The following is an 18,142-nucleotide window of genomic DNA, read 5'->3' as shown; positions in this document are numbered from 1 at the left end:
CGATAAAAAATAACAAAACGCTCGTTTAATAGTGCATTCATCAAGATGAAATAGTTTTAATTCAGGAAGGATTTTTGCACATGGAATGATGAAAAAGCGAGCCTAGTGAGGCTCGCTTGAAGGTTTAAGATTTGGCTATCTTAAGCATGTCGACCATAATCGAGACCGATTCATCTAAGTAAGCATCGGGATATTCGTAGTCTTTTGGCACATCATCAAGATTGTCAAAAGGCTTTTTCCCTTCGAGGAGCTGACGCTGATTAATACGATCAAGTCGAGTTTTTTCAGCACTTTCAGATTCTTGCTTACGCACTTTTTCGTTTAAGGACAACTTGTTGTCATCTTTTTCCGCTTTGTACTTAGCAATATCTTCAGCGATGAACTTAAACTCTAGCTGGTTGGCAATTCTCGCATCGTGCTTTAACTTTAATTCGTTGACCAATTCAGCATTACGCTGTAACACCGTATAATCTGCTTTTTCAATGCGGTCCCAAGGCAACGCATTGTCTTCAACGCTCTCGCCTGTCTCTTCCGGATCAACCGCGGTTGGATAGGCGATATCTGGCACAACTCCTTTATTTTGCGTACTCCCGCCGTCAATACGATAGAACTTTTGGATCGTATACTGAACATAGCCGAGCTCTTTATCGAATAAATCATAAATATGATTCAAAGAACGATGTTGTTGTACCGTGCCTTTGCCAAACGAGTTCTCACCCAGAATAATGGCTCTACCGTAATCTTGTAACGCAGCCGCAAAAATTTCCGATGCGGATGCACTGTAGCGATTGACTAATACCAACATTGGACCCGCATAGCTGATTTCTCCGTCGGTATCGGCATTAACTTTCACTCGTCCGTAGCTGTCACGAACTTGAACAACAGGACCTTTCTCAATGAAAAGACCAGTCAATGCCGTCGCCTCTGTAAGCGCTCCACCACCGTTGTTTCGCAAATCAACAATGATGCCGTCGACGCCTTGAGACTTAAGGTCAGTTAACAGCTTATCGGTATCTTTAGACAGACCAACATAAAAACTCGGCACTTCCAGAACACCGATTTTTTTGCCGTCTTTTTCAATTGTCTTTGCTTTTACCGCTCTGTCTTCAAGGCGAATCTTATCTCGAACAATTGTGACCACGTAACTCTTCGCATCTTTACCATCAGGCAAAACTTGCAGATTCACTTTCGTTCCTTTCGGACCTTTGATCAACTGCACAACGTCATCGAGACGCCAGCCAATGATATCGACAATCTCTTTGCCATCCTGGCCAACACCGATGATTCGGTCACCTTCACCAAGCTGTTTACTCTTTGATGCAGGCCCACCAGCCACCAATGAACGAATGACCGTATAATCGTCGGTCATTTGCAGTACGGCACCGATCCCTTCCAGTGACAGATTCATTTCTGATTGGAATTGTTCTGCGTTACGCGGTGACAAATAGCTGGTGTGTGGATCGACTTCACGAGCAAACGCATTCATGTACAACTGGAAAGCGTCTTCGTTACGCGTCTGCGTGATGCGCTTCATCGCGTTGTTGTAACGTTTTTCCAAAACCTCTTTGATCTCTGGCCACTCTTTACCCGTTAATTTCAGGTTAAGCGCATCGTATTTAACGCGCTTGCGCCAAAGCTCATCGAGTTCCGCTTTATCTTTTGGCCAAGCAGACTTGGCTCGATCCAGTTCAATAAAGTCATCGTTATCAAATGTAATTTCCTTATCTAACAGCTTGAGTGCAAATGAGAAACGCTCAAAACGCTTCTTCATGGACAAGTTGTAGACGTCAAAGGCTATCTGATTTTCGCCAGCTTTAAGCTGATCATCAAGCTGAGTTGACCAAGTGGAGAAAGCATCGATATCGGCTTGTGTGAAAATGTTCTTGTTGTAATCGAGCAACTCAATATAGCGCGTAAAAATCGCTTTAGAGAAGTCATCGTTCAGATTGAAATGTTTGTAGTGAGAGCGGGTGAATCGGGAAGTCACTCGCTTGCTCGCGGTTTCATGCTGAATCTCAGGAGCAAGAACGGGAAGATCTTTGAGAGATAATTTGGCTTCAAGAGCCTGAGCTGATGCTGCCAGCCAAAGGCCGGCAGCGATCAGGGTCAATTTTGAACGGCATTTCATGCGTAGGAGTGTCTCCTTTATGCGCGCAAGTGCTCCGCTTTGACAACCATTTGTAGGCCGTTAGCTAGTTGAACACGCACATCATCCTTGTTGATTTCTACGATTGTCGCAGCCATATTGCCCTTGCCCATATTGACGTTGACTGACTTGCCGACAATATATTCATCTGCATTCAGCGCACGCGTTTCAACCGGCTTTTCTGCTGGTTTCTGAGCTTGTGGCTTGTTGTTACGACGTTGTTGTGGTGCTTTTTTTGCCTTAGGCTTATCAGCCTTGCTTTCTTCACGAGCTTTTTGCGCTTGTTCTTTGCGACGAGCTTGAACTTTCGCTTTGCTTTCAGCCAGAGTAGCTTTTGCGTGCTCTACATGTTCTTCTTCCAGAACACCACATGCATTACCATCTAGGTCAACACGTGTTGCGCCCGCTTTAACGCCATGTAAATAGCGCCAAGATGAAGTGTACTGTCTTAACGCTGCACGAAGCTGAGTTTTGCTCACTTTCTCATCGTCGCTCAGACGATCCGCAAGATCTTGAAAAATACCGATTTTAAGTGGCTTTGCTTCACCTTCTAGAGTAAAGCAATTAGGGAAACATTCAGCAATATATGCAATAACTTCTTTGCTGTTTTTTAACTTTTCAGTCATGAGTTGTCCTGGTTAGAGCGGCCTGTCCGCGAGCATTAAGATAAAAATATCCTCGTATTATAGTGACCTGCGAACGAAAAACCACTCTCGTTACCGAATTTATGCTTTGTTCGCGTGGGAATTAAGCAGCTTTTCTACTTCCGCCATAAAAAATGTGAGCCCAGCTTCATCTGTTTCACTGAATCGGCCAACACTTGGGCTATCAATATCTAAAACGCCAGCCAAGGTGCCGTTAATAGAAAATGGCAGTACGATCTCCGAATTGCTCGCCGCATCACACGCAATGTGCCCTTCGAACTGGTGCACATCATGGACACGTTGCACGGTGTTGGTTGCCGCGGCAGTGCCACAAACCCCTTTACCCATAGGAATACGCACACAAGCTGGTTTGCCTTGGAATGGCCCTAGAACCAGTTGTTCTTCTTTATAGAGATAAAAGCCAACCCAGTTCAGATCTTCAAGTTCCATAGAGAGCAAGGCACTGATATTTGATAGATTGGCAATCAAATCGTGTTCAGATTCGATCAAAGCCACGGCTTGCTTCGTCAAGGTTTGGTATTGTTCAATAGTCATATCAACTTCCGATTTTACTGCAAACGCACAGCATGACTACGCTATGCGGGTGTTTCTGAATTTACTTGGGATTCCCATCGAGAACGGCTAGAATGCTCGCTCGAACATAAATAGGACTTATTCTCATTATAATGATTTCCTCAACTGACACTATTAGCCGTTCCTGGTTGATAACACAAGTAAAAAAACATAAGTCAAAGCTTCTGTTTGCCAATTTCATTGCTATTATCGCCACTTTACTCAGCGTGCCTATTCCTCTCTTGATGCCGTTAATGGTCGATGAAGTACTCATGGACCAACCCGGTAAAGGTTTAGAGCTAATGAATGGGGTTTTACCTCAAGCTTGGCAAACTCCGACTGGCTATATCTTCTTTACCCTGTTTTTGGTCGTGTTGATGCGCGCATTGAGCCAAGCATTCAACATTCTTCAAAGCCGCCAATTTACTCTGGTTTCGAAAACCATCACCTACCTGATGCGGGCCAAAATGATCGACAAGCTTGGTAGGATCAGCATTCGACAGTACGAGACAAGAGGCAGCGGCGGAATCAATGCCCACTTGATCACTGACATCGAAACCATCGACCAGTTCATCGGCAGCACACTCGCAAAATTTGTCATCAGCCTGCTAACGGTCATCGGCACAGCCGTCGTCTTGCTGTGGTTGGAATGGCGGCTAGGCCTGTTTATTCTGCTGGTGAATCCGATCGTTATCTACTTCTCCCGCAAGCTTGGCAGCAAGGTCAAGCATCTTAAGCGGCATGAGAACCAAGCGTTCGAACAGTTTCAAAGCCGCTTAGTGGAAACTCTCGATGGCATTTACCAGTTACGAGCGGCCAACAAAGAACGTGAATTTTTGCAAGAGTTGAAACAGCAAGCCGATCAGGTGCGCATCAATGCCGACAAGTACGCCTGGCAGTCGGAAGCCGCTGGACGTGTCTCCTTTTTGCTGTTTTTGATCGGTTTCGAACTCTTTCGCGCCGTTGCTATGTTGATGGTGCTGTTTAGCGATTTAACCATTGGCCAGATTTTTGCCGTGTTTGGCTATCTGTGGTTTATGTTGACCCCCGTACAAGAATTGCTCAGCATTCAGTTTTCTTGGTATAGCGCCAAGGCGGCCCTGACCCGTATCAACGCTCTCCTTGAACTGGAAGAAGAACATAGGCCGATTTCGAAAGTAAATCCTTTCTTAAACGAAGGCGAAGTGGAAGTAAAAGTAGAGCAGGTAAATTTTGCTTACAATAGCGATAATCAGGTGCTCAACAATCTGTCTTTAACTATTCCCGCTGGAAAAAAAGTTGCTTTAGTCGGCGCAAGTGGCGGCGGAAAATCAACCTTGATCCAACTTTTGATTGGGGTCTATCAAGCCAGTAGTGGTCGGATCCTGTACAACGGAGAAACCACTGACGACATTGGATTTGAGATTATCCGCGATCAGATAGCTGTTGTTTTACAACAACCTATACTATTTAATGACAGCTTACGGCATAATCTCACCTTAGGTGGTGCTTACGAAGAGAATGCACTGTGGCATGCACTCGAAGTTGCTCAGCTACAAGATGTCATCACCCAGCTTACTGACGGACTTGAAACACAAGTTGGACGCAACGGTATTCGATTGTCCGGCGGCCAACGCCAGCGCCTAGCCATTGCACGCATGGTGCTGAGCAATCCTAAGTTTGTTATTCTGGACGAGGCGACCTCTGCGCTCGATACCGCAACGGAAGCTGCGCTGCATAAAGCGTTGAATGAATTTCTTCGAGGACGTACCACACTGATTGTTGCCCATCGGCTATCAGCAGTGAAACAGGCGGATATCATCTATGTTTTGGAAGATGGACAGGTTACGCAATCAGGTACCCATTCGGAGCTGGTTGAACAAGACGGGTTATATCAAACACTCTATGGCAGTGTGCAATCTCACGCCTGATACTTTTTTATTGACGCGTTCATCTTCCCTCGCTGAGAGGTCATTATGACCTCTCAATCACCCAACTCAGCCACAAAGCATCGCACGGAAATTACGCAAGTACGCCTATGTCAGGGGTGTGAGTTGCCTGTCGATGTGATTTCGGTTGCTTCCGGCAAAAGCGCCTATTGCCCTCGCTGTGGCACGCAGCTTTACCGCGGTGGTCGACCAAGCCTCTCGGGTAATTTGGCGATTGCCATCACCTGCCTGATGCTGTTTATTCCTTCGCACTTTTTTGACTTTATTAGTATTCGTCTGTTTGGTGTGATGATCCCGGCCACCCTACCCTCAGGAGTGTGGGCGCTGATGGGGGAAGGATACGTTGCACTGTCACTTTTAATTTTCTTTTGTAGCTCTCTTGCCCCGTTTCTGGTGTGCAGTGCTGTGGTACTTGCGCATCTTGCCCTCAAACGAGGCTGGTTTCATCTGCTCAAATATTCGCTTGCTACCGTGCAGACATTAAAGCATTGGATGATGCTGGATGTCTTTCTCGTCAGCATCGCCGTCTCCTGCTTTAAGCTGCAAGACTATTCCGATATTTTTGTGGGCCCTGGGCTTATTGGGCTGTTATTACTGCAGCTTTTTAGCGTGCTACTCATTACACGCGTTAGTGTGCGGCGTTATTGGGAAACTTGGCATGCTGAGCACCGCTACCAATTAGAAGAAAAGCACGTCCACTGTCACTGCTGTCATATGTCTCAACCCGAAGCCGAGCGCTGTATCCGTTGTGACAGTCCGTTGCATCATCGGAAGCCTTATTCTTTGCAAAAGACTTGGGCATTTTTAATTGCCGCGACAATTGCCATTTTTCCTGCAAACTTGATCCCGATTTCGATTCTGATCACCAACGGGCAAAGATTGCAAGACACCATTTTCTCCGGCGTCGCCTCGCTGATCAAAAATGGCATGCATGGCATTGCTGCCATCATATTCATTGCCAGTATTGTTGTGCCCGTGGCCAAGATCCTCGGCTTGGCTTATATCCTGATTTGCATTCACATTAAGCGATCTGTGTATCATCGACAGCGAATGATCATTTACTTTGTGGTCAAGTGGATTGGAAAATGGTCCGTATTGGACCTGTTTGTTATCTCAATTATGATGACCTTAGTGGATCGAGGTCGGATTTTAGATTTTACCCCCGGATATGGTGCGGTCGCTTTTGGTTTAGTGGTCGTTTTTACCATGTTGGCCGCAGAGAGTATCGACCCTCGTCTGATTTGGGACGATTACTCGCAAGCAAAAAAAGATGAGTCTGTGCATGAACACACCTACTAGTTCACAAAATTCTTACACCCCTGACGTGCGTAAAAACCGCGGGATTTCTCCCCTGTGGATACTACCAATCCTGACCATGTTATTGGCTGGCTGGCTCGTTGCCAAAGCGATTCATGATGCCGGTCAGCGTGTGCAGATCTATTTCTCCGATGCACAAGGACTCATTGCAGGTCGCACCACGATTCGTTATCAAGGTCTCGAAGTTGGCATGGTGCGAGATATTAATCTTGCTGAAGATCTTTCGAATATCTACGTCGATGCGGACATCTATCCAGAAGCGACCAAACTGCTCAATCAAAACACTCGGTTTTGGTTAGTAAAACCCACCGCAAGTCTTTCCGGCATTTCTGGGTTGGATGCTTTGGTCTCCGGCAACTACATTGCGATCCAACCGGGTGACTCCAGCGAAGCAGAAACTGTTTTTCACGCGTTAGAGAAAGCGCCAACCGACCTTTTGGCCAATCAAGGTTTAACTCTGAAACTCAAAGCCAAAGATCTGGGTGGCGTCTCAATCGGTTCTAAGATTTTCTATAAAAAGATACCGATCGGTGAAGTGTACAGCTATCAATTGGATGAAGATGGCAAGTCGGTAACCATCCACGCCAGCATTAACGATGAGTATCGACACATCATTAACGACCAAAGCCGCTTTTGGAACGTCAGTGGGATCGGAGCCAGCATCGGTTTTGAAGGTGTGGATGTGCGCTTGGAAAATATGACCGCTCTGCTCGGCGGTGCGATTGCGGTCGATTCCCCCGACGATGGTGGACCGGTGGAGGAGAATAGCGAATTTCGTCTTTACCGCGATCTCAAAACCGCTGGTCGAGGCATTTCTGTCACCATTACGTTACCGGACGACCACAACGTGAGCCCAAACGGTGCGCCGATTATGTATCGCGGGATTGAAGTCGGACAAATCACCGACCTATCGCTTTCAGAAGGGCGCGAAGTGATTGTCGCTTCTGCAGCGATTCAACCTGCGTTCAATGATCTGCTCACCAGTGGCAGTAAGTTTATCCTTGAAGAGGCAAAAGTCTCGCTCTCAGGCGTGGAGAACATTGGCAACTTAGTGCGCGGCAATTTTCTCACTTTGATACCCGGCGATGGAGAACGAACTCGCCGTTTTAATGCCATTCGTAAAACCGAATACAATCAAGAGCAAGCTAAGTCGATTGCCATCCGCTTGTTATCAGACAACTCGTTTGGCTTAGATGTCGGTGCGAATCTGCTCTACAAAGGGATTGTTGTCGGTTCAGTGATCAAAGTTGGGCTGCTTGACGAAGGCTTAGGGCGTAAGCAGCATGAAGTTTACTTTGACGTACTGATTGACAACCAATATGCCCATTTGATTCGCTCGCAAAACCGCTTTTTTGTCACTGGAAGTGCCAGTGCGGAGCTGACTGAATCAGGCTTGAATATTTCCGTTCCACCAGCGAAGCAGCTTTTAACAGGGTCGATAAGCTTTGTGAGCGAGGGCAAGGAGAAAATTAGCCCTTCGTATCAATTACATCAAAGCCGCTCACTGGCCGAGCTGGCAAAGTACAATCAGAGTGGCTCTCAAACTCTGACGCTGTTTTCTGCTGAGTTGCCGCCAATTTCCAAAGGGAGCCCCCTGCTCTATCGTAATCTGCCCGTGGGGAGCGTCTCTGACTTTCAGCTTGCTGAAGGCGGTGTAACGGTCGAGGTCAGCATTGAAAATCGCTACAAACATTTGATTTCCGAGCAAACCGTATTTTGGAATCGCTCTGGAGTAGAAATCGAAGCCAGCCTTGCTGGTGTTGCAATCAAAGCCTCTCCCTTAAAAACCTTAATTCAAGGCGGGATCGCTTTCGATTCTATTCCCGGCATAGAAAACAAAATTGCCGAGAAGTGGAAACTCTACCCAGATCAAAATGAAGCTCGCACATTCGGCCGTATCATTTCGCTCACCACAAATGGGCAACAAACCGTCAGCAAAGGCATGCCCATTCAATACCAAGGTGTCAAAGTGGGTGAAGTTACTCTTGTTGTGCCCGATTTTAAAAGCGGCACGGTGAGCGCCTCAGCCCGGATCTACCCTGAGTATGTCAGTCATATTGCGGTTGAAGGCAGCCATTTCTGGCTAGCCCAACCGTCGTTAGGTATTGGTGGCATAGATAATTTTGATGCACTGCTGACGAAATACATCCATGTCCTGCCAGGCCATGGTCAAGCTCAATACCGTTTTAAGCTAGAAAGCGAGGCCCCCAACTCTCGCGGAGTCGTTTTCACCTTACAAAGTGAGCAACGCGGCTCGATAAAAGTCGGCACGCCAATCCTCTACCGCCAGATGGAAATCGGCCAAGTGACCTCCGTTGAGCTTGGAGAGTTTGCCGATCGCGTGATTTCTACCATCAAGATTGATGCGCAATACGCGTATTTGGTGCGACAAAACAGCGTCTTCTGGAATGCATCCGGAGTCGATGTGTCGATTGGCTTGTCTGGGGCTAGCATTAAGGCAGGAACGCTAGACAGCGTCGTGCGTGGTGGTATCGCATTTGCCACCCCACAACAAAAGCAGCTCGCGCCCCCAGCAAAAAGTGGCCAGTCATTTTTCCTCAATGACAAACCGGAAGAAGATTGGCTCAATTGGCGAACGCCGATACCTAAACCTGAATAACTTGAGTCTTAATCTCTTTCAAATGCAGCCAAATGGCTGCATTTTTCTTATTTTGTCGCTGAACTAATTCGTTTATCATGCCAAGCAAATTTAGCCCTTGGACCATCGCTGTGCATTCTAACGTCTACCTTCCAGCCGCGTTTCTGGAAAAAATCGAATCCATCCTCCCTGCTGACTTAAACATGGCGGACTTTATCGCTTACTGTCAGCAGCCATTGCGTAAAAGCATCCGCGTTAATACCTTAAAAATTTCAGTCGACGCTTTTTTACAACGCGCCAAAGAAAAAGGCTGGCAACTCGCCCCTATCCCGTGGTGTGAAAGCGGATTCTGGATTATCGCCGACGAGAGTGATGTTCCTCTTGGTAACAGCGCGGAACACATGGCTGGCCTGTTCTACATACAAGAAGCAAGCTCTATGTTGCCAGTCAGCGCACTGTTTATGCATCAGGAAAACTACGCCAGTGTCCTCGACACGGCCGCCGCGCCAGGCTCTAAAACCACTCAAATGGCGGCACTGATGAACAACCAAGGTATTTTGGTCGCCAATGAATATTCCGCCAGTCGCGTAAAAGTGCTACACGCCAACATTGAACGCTGCGGAGTGCGAAATGCCGCGTTGAGCAACTTTGATGGTCGCGTATTTGCCGGATGGCTGCCAGAGAGCTTTGATGCCGTGCTGCTGGATGCGCCTTGCTCTGGTGAAGGTACAGTGCGTAAAGATGAAGATGCGATGAAGAACTGGTCACAAGCCTCGGTGGTAGAAATCGCAGCGACACAGCGCGATTTAATCGAAAGTGCCTTTCAAGCACTAAAACCCGGTGGCGTGATGGTTTACTCAACCTGCACCCTCAGCACAGAAGAAAATCAACAAGTTTGTCATCATCTGAAAAACATCTTTGGCGCCGCCGTCGAGTTTGAAAGCCTGAGCTCTCTTTTCGACGGTGCCGAGAAAGCACTGACCGAAGAAGGCTTTCTGCATGTCTTCCCGCAGGTTTATGACAGTGAGGGTTTTTTCGTCGCCAGAATTCGTAAACACCACAGTGTCGATGTGCCAACCGTGCATAAAAAGCTGGGCAAGTTTCCGTTTACCAAGGCGAGTAAAAAAGAACACACGACGATAGAAAAAGCGCTCAGCGACGATCTCGGCATCGCTCTTCCTTCAGATAGCACTATCTGGCTACGTGAGCGAGATGTTTGGTTGTTTCCTAATGCGCTTGAACCGATGCTGGGCGAACTACGCTTTTCTCGGATGGGGATAAAATTGGCCGAAACCCACAAACATGGCTTCCGCTGGCAACATCAAGTCGCTACTTCATTAGCGACAGGCAGTGAAAAATCAGTGTTCGATCTCAACACAGAGCAGGCACGCGAGTGGTTTATGGGACGAGATATCTACCCTGAAAATCACAGCGGGAAAGGAGAAGTGATTGTTCGATACAGCGATGCAGTGATCGGCCTAGGTAAATGGGTTTCTAACCGAATTAAAAATGGCTTGCCGCGCGAACTGGTCCGCGATGGCAACTTATTCTGACTTTTCTCATTGATGTTTTTAGGCTGATTCCAGAATCAGCCTTTTGTCGTCAATTTGGCTAGCAGCATGCACACCCTGTACTACACTTTTAATTAATGCAGTGTTCTTGTGAAATGACATTCCCTTCATGTCAGTATCCAACCAAGGACCTCTGTGTTTAGCGCAGGCTCCCTGAGAGCCATTTCCCCTGGGCCCAAAAATGGAACTTTTTGGGCCTTTTTTTGTAACTTATTTCACCAAACGAATACCATCGGACTCGATCGTAATCACGCCGCTCTTGTATAAGCCGCCAATGGTTTTCTTAAACGTCCCTTTGCTGGTGCGAAACGCAGCGAAGATCTCTTCCGGCGAAGACTTGTCGTTCAAGGCCAAAAAGCCGTCTTTTTTCTGCAGCAGTTGCACCACTTTCTCTGACAAATCATCCATTTTGGCCACGCCCACTTTTTGCAAAGCGAGATCAATCTTGCCATCTTCACGAATGCCTTTTACAAAACCTTTGAGCTTTTTTCCAATGAACAGCTTTCCAAACACATCCGATGGGAAAATCATGCCCCAATGGGCACCATTAACGATCGCCTTGTACCCCAGTTGGCTACGCTCTGCAATGATCAGTTCAACCTCTTGGTTTTGTGAATAATTGGCGGGTGTTTTGTCCAGTAACTTGTTGAATTTCGTCGTACCAACAATGCGCCCAGACGCTTTGTCTGAATAGACATACACCAAGATGCTTTGCCCTGCACTTAAGCGGCCACGCTGTTCACTGTAAGGAACCAGCAGATCTTTCTCTTTGATGCCCCAGTTGACAAAAGCGCCAGTGCTATTCACGCCTTCCACTTTCATCAAGCCCCACTCACCCACCTGAGCAATTGGCGTCTCCGTGGTCGCAGCAAGGTGATTATCAGAATCAAAATAGAGAAACACGTCCAGTTTGTCGCCGACTTGACACTCTTGCGGCGCATGTCGATTAGGCAACATCACGCTGCCATACTCATCCCCATCGAGGAAAACACCAAATTCGGTGCGTTTTATTACTTCTAAGTTGTTAATTTGACCAACTTTAATCATTGAATACATCTCACGGCAAATTTGCAGAGATTATACGTTATCTCTGCTATTCTTGCGCAAGTCCCGATACAATTAATTTTCCACAAAGGGTTTTTCGTTGATTTCTGTAGATAAGCAAGATTCCATCACCTTAAAAATCAGCCACATCATGGGCGCGAGTAAAAAACTGGATCTTGACCTCTATCTCTTCGTTCCGGGTGAACTGGGCCTGACGCCTGAAGTGCTATCCGAATCAGAGTTTTACTACACCTCTATGGGGCAAACGCGTTCCTATTTCAGCGATGAGATCCTGCTGCCTCTCGTTCATAGCCGCCTTGCAAAACGGGGGCGATTATCAAACACACAATATCGTGTCAGCTTAAGTCTTTTTGCCTATCAGTACGTTGTGGCGCTTGATAAAGCAGTAGCCAAACTCAACGATAGATCGGGTGACAGCGTCACTGAAGATCAGGTAGACCAAGTCATCGAGCTGTCGATTGATATTCTCAAGCGCCTACGTCGTTCGATTCCCTATGAAGAAGTGCTAAAACGCTATTACGTGAATATCGATAATTATCTCTCTTGGTACACCGAGCAGAAGTTTTTGTCTTTAGTTGCACATCTGCCACGTGAGGGAGATTACTCGACGATTAAACAGCGTTTGATCACCTTATGCGAAAAAGAACAAGCGCACCGCAAACTGAACAAGTACAACTCACCCAATGTGGTGGAAGACACCACCCGCATGACCAACAAAATGCGTTTGCTGCGACGCTTAATCGAACATCCGATCGTATTGACAGAGAAAACCATTTCGCTTGGCAAAAATATTAAACGCATGATCAAAGGGATTGCGACCGGATTAGTAATGGTGTTCGTTACCACCACGGTGATTACTGCGCGCGATTATCTTGGCGAAATTTCGGCTTCCTTTATTGTCGCCATGTCAGTCATTTATGCTCTACGGGAGATCTTCAAAGACGATCTGCGCGATATGATGTGGCGCTGGATCCGTAAAGGCAAACCAAAATGGCGTCGTCAATACATCGACCCAACCACGGGCAAGCAAGTTGGACAAAAGCTCGAGTGGTTTGACTACACCGTTTTTGCCAAACTGCCTGACAGAATTCAAACCATTCGCAAAAAACGCGTTGTGCAGCGTGAAGAACAGATCTTGCATTATCATGCACAAACAGAGATGAGCACATCGAAGTTTCTCAGCGGCTATGAGCAGACTCGGGAAACCTTGAGCATCAGCTTAAGGCCATTTACTCGTTTGATGGATAAAGGCACCAATCGTATTTATCGTCTTAACGAAGGACAAGTCAGTCGCGAGTCGATAGAAAAACGCCATCTGTTCAACCTGATCATCAAAGAAAGTAGCAAACAGGGAGAGCCGGTTTACTACCGCTGGAAAATTATTATGAACCGCTCAAAAATCGTTGCTATCGAAAAAATTGACCCCGTTGAGTGATAAAACGAACGCTGCTTGTCCATTTTATTCCCAACAGTGCTAAGCTTGTCGCTCTGGTGATATACAAGAGCGGGCAGCGGTTTTATGGCACTTTGTCGTCACAAAACATTCTTACGCTACAATAAAACATACAGCTGGCTTACAATGGCTGAAAAATTCGTTTGAAGTAGAGAACTATTAAAGTGAGCTCAAAACACACCTATTTAGCTTGGCAAATCATTACCGCGAGCCCAGCAGAAAAACTTGTCCTACTTATGCTCGCTGACAATTCGGATTCTACTGGCTATGTCACCATCAATCTTGAAGAAATGGGGCCGCTGTGCTGTTTATCGACCTTTGGCCTTGCTGAATGCCTTCGCTCCTTGTCGCAGCAAAACCTTGTTGAAAAAGTTAAAGTCGAGTACCGACAAGGGGCAGAGTTCCATATCTTCAAAGTGCTACTGAGTTCGCTACAAGCAGAGCAATCTGCACCTGCACCTGCACCTGCACCTGCACCTGCAACACAGACTCAATTCCCTAACTTGCCGATGCAAGCTTTGCAAACGAGGAATCAGACTTTAAATCAGCCACCGCTAGGAAATACGATTTCCACACACGACCTAGATGAGACCGAGATCCCGATGTGGGCTGAGCGTGCTTTTAAGTTTTCCGGCCTAGTAAGCGAACATGTTTTAGTATGGAAAAAGTTTGTACTTTGGCATAAATCCAAAGCCAGTGAACTGTTAACCATTGCCCGACTTGAAAACAAACTTCAATATTGGCTAATAAATGAGAAACTCAATGAAAGACAGCAAACGAAAACCTCAGAACATTCAGGAGATAGAAACCAAACTTCGGCAAATGGGTATAAACCAAAGCTTAGCCCATCTGAGCGATTCAGGCAGCAGCTCATTCAGCGAGGAAAAAAGCCAACGTTTTGACAATGCCATTACCGAAGAGAGCGACAATGAGCCTTCAGACTGGTGCCTGCACGTATTTGGCTCTTTTCTAAGTGTTTATGAAACACAATGGGAGTACCAATATGGCAGTTTGCCAACGGGGAAATTCATTGTTTTTGCTGAATCCATCGACCCAAATGGCCTAAATCGAGTTTTAAAACATTGCCACGAGCGCATCCAACTGGGCAACAGTTGGCCTCCTCAAATGGGGGAACTTTGGGTATTGCGCGATGCTTTAACCAGTGAAGAGCTGTTAGATAGCCGCCTACGTGTTCTATCCAGAAAGCCCGAAAACAAGTTAGAAAAATGGCTAATTCAAAACAAGCTTTATGACTTAAGCCGTGTCGCCGAAAACAAGCTCGATGCTTTATTTAAGAAATATTATCTTGAAGCAAAACGTCTTGAAGAACGAGGCGAACTGAAAACAGAGCTGGTTGAATATGCTCTTCCTAGTCATTCGGTGAAAAACCTCAACGACTTACAAAGAGAAGAATATGAAACACGCCATGGCAAGGCTCTGAATCCGCGTATCCAAAAAATTATCGATGAGAAAAAGTTAAAATCTTAGCAATGGTGTGGCGGAAATTAAGCATGTTCCGCCACTGACTCATCAGGAACACTTTTTGATGGAGAGTGTTAGATCAAATTGCGCCATCGGTTCGCTCCCATGCAAAGTGGGACATAACGCGGTGATACGCACATCCTGATTGATTCGCTCACCCGTTTCCAGCGTTTGTTGCAGCATGCGGTCAATCACGTCTCCATCGTGACAAACAAAGTGCACGTCTGCCTCTGGGCGTTTGAGAAATTCCGCTTTCACGCCTTTGAAAGCCAGCGAAATTTTTTCCCCTTGATTACTCGCTTTGCTCATGGCAAGGAAACCACCCGCCACGTCCGCCCCCACCGCCAACGCACCAAAATACATACTGTTTAGATGATTTTTAGTTCGCTTACGTAGCGGGATTTTGACCTCCACCATTTTTTCATTAATGGCGATGATTTTCGGCCGACAGAGCCAGATCAACGGTACTTTAGTAAAACCGAACATGTTCAGATAGAGATTGGCTTTTTGAATTGGGCTGAGCATCGACATTCTTCCATGAAAACTAGTCAGACCAGTTTGTGCAATCGCATCCGCAATGTCAAAGAGTTGTTAATAAAAAAGAGAGCCAGATTAACAACTCATGACTCCCTCCCTTGGTATTTGCCCGCGTACCAGACAATGTTTAGAAGTGGAATAACTCGACGGAGTCCATATCAAGCAATGCCTGTTGTAAACGCGGCCATTTATCCAGATTCGACAACAAAACTAAAGCGGGTTTATTGACAGTGGCTGCGGATTTTACCGATTTTTGCACCAATTCCAGTACCGCATCATTTTGCGCATCGTAAGCATGTAGATGTGATGGATTGCTTTGGTCGACTGCCAGAGTGAACTGAGCCAAATTCTCAATATTGATCGCCAACCCATCAAAATAGTGCAGCAGTTTATCGCTCAGCAGTGCGGCAGAGGGCGTATCAATACTAAAAATGACTTTCAACCCCTGTAGCCCACGCGGCAAGCCCTGTTCGGCAAGTAAGTCGATGATGGTCGCCGCATCCGCTAAGGTACGTACAAAAGGGACGACGACCTCAACGTCCACACCTTGAGCACGTAACTGCTTGATTGCATCGCACTCTGTCGCAAAAATAGGTTTATAATTTGCATCGCAAAAACGCGACACACCGCGAGCTCCCATCAAAGGGTTGGCTTCCATAGCATCCGCTTGAACCATGCCTAACGAGGCATATTCTGGCAAGGTTAAGTCACTTAGACTCACCCTGACACTCTGTGGCCCTTCGGTTTCATCTGCCAATCTAGATTGCAGCCAGGAAACCCATTCATTGGCTGACAAGTTCTGACTGCGATACCAAGCCGAAGTGGAAAAATAGATTCGCTTTGAACCCTTTTTTTCTGCCGATTGCGGCAAAACAAAATTCAAACTCAGTGCGGGATGAATGCTTCCCTGAACAAAATGCTCCATGACGACTCCAATTGTGTAATTATGTGACCGACGATACCGAGCTTAAAAATAAGTTTCAAGTATATTTATTCATATTTTTGACATATTAAATCATCCATTAACCATGCAAAGAGGTAGAAGACATTCGTTCCCTATCTGGCTGGAATCAAAAGTGAATCCACTTACCAGCTATCCCCTTCACTTGTTTACAGTTTACAACGCAATTAGATTGATAAGTTTATGGCTAAATGGTTTATTCCTTGGTGCAATTCCGTTATCTTTACCGCTTCGCAATAAAAGAACAAAGCTATCACATGCCACTAAAAACCGATGAATTGAGAACCCAACCTTTGGGTCCAATGCCTACCCCTGCGGAGCTGAGCAGTGCACATCCCATCACTGATGATGTGGCAGAACGAATCGCTCAATCACGTAGACAAATTGAAGATATTTTGACAGGAAAAGACAACCGTCTTCTGGTGATTGTCGGCCCTTGTTCGGTGCACGATACCGACGCAGCGATCGACTACGCCACACGTCTAAGCCGAATTCAGGGTCAATATTGCAACGAGCTATTCATTGTGATGCGTACCTACTTCGAAAAGCCCCGTACTGTCGTGGGCTGGAAAGGGCTGATCACCGACCCTAACTTAGATGGCTCTTACGCGCTAGAAGCCGGCCTTCACAAGGCAAGAAAACTGCTGTTGGATATCAACAAACTTGGCTTAGCGACGGCAACCGAGTTTCTTGACATGATCACAGGTCAATACATTGCAGACCTCATCACTTGGGGCGCTATTGGGGCAAGAACCACCGAGTCTCAAATCCATCGAGAAATGGCTTCGGCCCTCTCCTGTCCTGTTGGGTTTAAGAATGGCACAAACGGTAACGTGAAAATCGCGATAGACGCCATTCGCGCTTCCAAGGCTTCTCACTACTTCTACTCGCCTGACAAAAATGGCCGCATGACAGTCTACCGCACCAGCGGTAATCCATTTGGACACATTATCTTACGTGGTGGTGACACTGGGCCAAACTTCGATGCACAGTCGGTAGAAAATGCGTGTAAAGCGCTGGCCGAATTTGATTTGCCACCGCGCCTCATCGTTGACTTTAGCCACGCCAACTGTGAGAAGCAGCACCGTAAGCAGCTCGATGTGGCGAAAGACATTTGTGCTCAAATTCGTGCGGGCAGCACTTACGTGGCAGGTATTATGGCTGAAAGCTTTATTGAAGAAGGCAACCAGCCAATGACAGATTTGAACAACCTGCACTATGGCCAATCCATTACTGACCCATGCTTAGGCTGGGCAGATACCGAACGGATGCTGGAGCTTTTAGCTCAAGCGGTAAAAGAAAGCAGATAAGATTTGTAAATTAAGGATCGTAAACCATGCCGTCATTTGACATTGTTTCTGAAATCGACATCGTTGAATTGCGTAACGCAGTAGATAACTCAAACCGTGAGCTTTCCACTCGTTTTGATTTTCGCAACGTAAAAGCCAGTTTTGAGCTGGTTGAGGAAACGGTGAAAGTTTCCGCTGAAGGTGATTTTCAGCTCAAACAGATGCGCGACATTTTGCGTGGACATCTTGCCAAACGTGGGGTTGACGCCAATTCGATGGATGCCAAACAAGCCGAACAAACTGGCAAAAACTGGCATCAAGATATTGTCTTTCTCCAAGGCATTGACACTCCAATGGCAAAAAAAATCGTTAAGCTGATTAAAGACTCCAAGATGAAAGTTCAAGCGTCAATTCAAGGCGACAAAGTTCGTGTGACGGGTAAAAAGCGTGATGACCTGCAAGAAGCGATCGCCGCGATTCGTGCAGCAGAGCTGGGGCAACCTTTCCAGTTCAATAACTTTCGCGACTAAGTACGCACTGACAACGCAAATTTGACTAGAATCTCGCTGCTAGCGAC

At 46.5% G+C, this 18,142-nt stretch carries 15 protein-coding genes; 9 read left to right on the top strand and 6 right to left on the bottom strand.

Going from position 1 to position 18,142, the window contains the following annotated elements; translation table 11 throughout:
- Nucleotides 1-124 precede the first annotated feature (124 nt).
- The 3 genes from prc to EWA64_RS00780 all read right to left on the bottom strand — a co-directional run bounded on the left by prc (nt 125) and on the right by EWA64_RS00780 (nt 3,345).
- Nucleotides 125-2,128: a carboxy terminal-processing peptidase gene (prc, locus tag EWA64_RS00790; protein ID WP_061895339.1), complete on the bottom strand. Its 2,004-nt coding sequence runs from the start codon at nt 2,126-2,128 to the stop codon at nt 125-127.
- Nucleotides 2,129-2,145: 17 nt separating this feature from the next.
- Nucleotides 2,146-2,772 carry an RNA chaperone ProQ gene (gene proQ, locus EWA64_RS00785; protein ID WP_061895338.1) on the bottom strand — a complete coding sequence of 209 codons (627 nt, stop codon included), beginning with the start codon at nt 2,770-2,772 and terminating at the stop codon, nt 2,146-2,148.
- A 99-nt stretch (nt 2,773-2,871) separates the two neighbouring features.
- On the bottom strand, nt 2,872-3,345 hold the full coding sequence (locus tag EWA64_RS00780) for a free L-methionine (R)-S-oxide reductase MsrC (RefSeq protein ID WP_039445296.1): 474 nt from the start codon (nt 3,343-3,345) through the stop codon (nt 2,872-2,874).
- Nucleotides 3,346-3,476: 131 nt separating this feature from the next.
- On the opposite strand from EWA64_RS00780, the gene EWA64_RS00775 reads away from it, so the two are divergent.
- The 4 genes from EWA64_RS00775 (at nt 3,477) to rsmF (ending at nt 10,760) form a co-directional block, all read left to right on the top strand.
- Nucleotides 3,477-5,273: an ABC transporter ATP-binding protein gene (locus EWA64_RS00775; protein ID WP_061895337.1), complete on the top strand. Its 1,797-nt coding sequence runs from the start codon at nt 3,477-3,479 to the stop codon at nt 5,271-5,273.
- Between the two features lie 45 nt (nt 5,274-5,318).
- Nucleotides 5,319-6,590: a paraquat-inducible protein A gene (locus tag EWA64_RS00770; protein WP_061895336.1), complete on the top strand. Its 1,272-nt coding sequence runs from the start codon at nt 5,319-5,321 to the stop codon at nt 6,588-6,590.
- Nucleotides 6,574-9,228 carry an MlaD family protein gene (locus EWA64_RS00765; RefSeq protein ID WP_061895335.1) on the top strand — a complete coding sequence of 885 codons (2,655 nt, stop codon included), beginning with the start codon at nt 6,574-6,576 and terminating at the stop codon, nt 9,226-9,228. The genes EWA64_RS00770 and EWA64_RS00765 overlap by 17 nt, the downstream gene beginning before the upstream one ends.
- Nucleotides 9,229-9,338: 110 nt before the next feature.
- A complete protein-coding gene (gene rsmF, locus EWA64_RS00760; protein ID WP_061895334.1) occupies nt 9,339-10,760 on the top strand; it encodes a 16S rRNA (cytosine(1407)-C(5))-methyltransferase RsmF in 1,422 nt (473 codons plus the stop codon).
- Nucleotides 10,761-10,988: 228 nt separating this feature from the next.
- On the opposite strand, the gene EWA64_RS00755 is transcribed toward rsmF, so the two are convergent.
- A complete protein-coding gene (locus EWA64_RS00755) occupies nt 10,989-11,825 on the bottom strand; it encodes a CvfB family protein (protein WP_061895333.1) in 837 nt (278 codons plus the stop codon).
- A 97-nt stretch (nt 11,826-11,922) separates the two neighbouring features.
- On the opposite strand from EWA64_RS00755, the gene EWA64_RS00750 reads away from it, so the two are divergent.
- The 3 genes from EWA64_RS00750 to EWA64_RS00740 all read left to right on the top strand — a co-directional run bounded on the left by EWA64_RS00750 (nt 11,923) and on the right by EWA64_RS00740 (nt 14,784).
- Nucleotides 11,923-13,278 (top strand): hypothetical protein, encoded by a 1,356-nt coding sequence (locus EWA64_RS00750; RefSeq protein ID WP_061895332.1) that lies wholly within the window; start codon nt 11,923-11,925, stop codon nt 13,276-13,278.
- A 182-nt stretch (nt 13,279-13,460) separates the two neighbouring features.
- Complete coding sequence (locus EWA64_RS00745) at nt 13,461-14,198, top strand: hypothetical protein (RefSeq protein WP_061895331.1); 738 nt, start codon at nt 13,461-13,463, stop codon at nt 14,196-14,198.
- The gene (locus EWA64_RS00740) at nt 14,119-14,784 is read left to right on the top strand and encodes a hypothetical protein (protein ID WP_039426342.1); all 666 of its coding nucleotides are present in this window, start codon (nt 14,119-14,121) and stop codon (nt 14,782-14,784) included. The genes EWA64_RS00745 and EWA64_RS00740 overlap by 80 nt, the downstream gene beginning before the upstream one ends.
- A 42-nt stretch (nt 14,785-14,826) precedes the next feature.
- On the opposite strand, the gene EWA64_RS00735 is transcribed toward EWA64_RS00740, so the two are convergent.
- Complete coding sequence (locus tag EWA64_RS00735; protein WP_061895330.1) at nt 14,827-15,303, bottom strand: PaaI family thioesterase; 477 nt, start codon at nt 15,301-15,303, stop codon at nt 14,827-14,829.
- Nucleotides 15,304-15,442: 139 nt separating this feature from the next.
- Nucleotides 15,443-16,240, bottom strand: coding sequence for a putative PEP-binding protein (locus EWA64_RS00730; protein WP_061895329.1), 798 nt, complete (start codon nt 16,238-16,240; stop codon nt 15,443-15,445).
- A 293-nt stretch (nt 16,241-16,533) separates the two neighbouring features.
- Between EWA64_RS00730 and EWA64_RS00725 the strand changes: the two genes are divergently transcribed.
- Together EWA64_RS00725 and EWA64_RS00720 are read left to right on the top strand one after the other, a co-directional pair.
- Nucleotides 16,534-17,586: a 3-deoxy-7-phosphoheptulonate synthase gene (locus EWA64_RS00725; protein ID WP_061895328.1), complete on the top strand. Its 1,053-nt coding sequence runs from the start codon at nt 16,534-16,536 to the stop codon at nt 17,584-17,586.
- Between the two features lie 26 nt (nt 17,587-17,612).
- Nucleotides 17,613-18,095 (top strand): YajQ family cyclic di-GMP-binding protein, encoded by a 483-nt coding sequence (locus EWA64_RS00720; RefSeq protein ID WP_039436691.1) that lies wholly within the window; start codon nt 17,613-17,615, stop codon nt 18,093-18,095.
- The last annotated feature ends 47 nt before the right edge of the window (nt 18,096-18,142 follow it).

Origin of the sequence: Vibrio cidicii (genome assembly GCF_009665415.1) — a bacterium.
Classification (GTDB): Bacteria; Pseudomonadota; Gammaproteobacteria; order Enterobacterales; family Vibrionaceae; genus Vibrio; species Vibrio cidicii.
This window is presented reverse-complemented; position numbering and strand designations above follow the sequence as displayed.

Excerpts from the sequence above, each read along its gene's own strand:
- prc (WP_061895339.1), bottom strand. The coding sequence starts at position 2,128 with ATGAAATGCCGTTCAAAATTGACCCTGATCGCTGCCGGCCTTTGGCTG.
- proQ (WP_061895338.1), bottom strand. The coding sequence starts at position 2,772 with ATGACTGAAAAGTTAAAAAACAGCAAAGAAGTTATTGCATATATTGCT.
- EWA64_RS00780 (WP_039445296.1), bottom strand. The coding sequence starts at position 3,345 with ATGACTATTGAACAATACCAAACCTTGACGAAGCAAGCCGTGGCTTTG.
- EWA64_RS00775 (WP_061895337.1), top strand. The coding sequence starts at position 3,477 with ATGATTTCCTCAACTGACACTATTAGCCGTTCCTGGTTGATAACACAA.
- EWA64_RS00770 (WP_061895336.1), top strand. The coding sequence starts at position 5,319 with ATGACCTCTCAATCACCCAACTCAGCCACAAAGCATCGCACGGAAATT.
- EWA64_RS00765 (WP_061895335.1), top strand. The coding sequence starts at position 6,574 with ATGAACACACCTACTAGTTCACAAAATTCTTACACCCCTGACGTGCGT.
- EWA64_RS00755 (WP_061895333.1), bottom strand. The coding sequence starts at position 11,825 with ATGATTAAAGTTGGTCAAATTAACAACTTAGAAGTAATAAAACGCACC.
- EWA64_RS00740 (WP_039426342.1), top strand. The coding sequence starts at position 14,119 with ATGGGTATAAACCAAAGCTTAGCCCATCTGAGCGATTCAGGCAGCAGC.
- EWA64_RS00735 (WP_061895330.1), bottom strand. The coding sequence starts at position 15,303 with ATGCTCAGCCCAATTCAAAAAGCCAATCTCTATCTGAACATGTTCGGT.
- EWA64_RS00730 (WP_061895329.1), bottom strand. The coding sequence starts at position 16,240 with ATGGAGCATTTTGTTCAGGGAAGCATTCATCCCGCACTGAGTTTGAAT.
- EWA64_RS00725 (WP_061895328.1), top strand. The coding sequence starts at position 16,534 with ATGCCACTAAAAACCGATGAATTGAGAACCCAACCTTTGGGTCCAATG.
- EWA64_RS00720 (WP_039436691.1), top strand. The coding sequence starts at position 17,613 with ATGCCGTCATTTGACATTGTTTCTGAAATCGACATCGTTGAATTGCGT.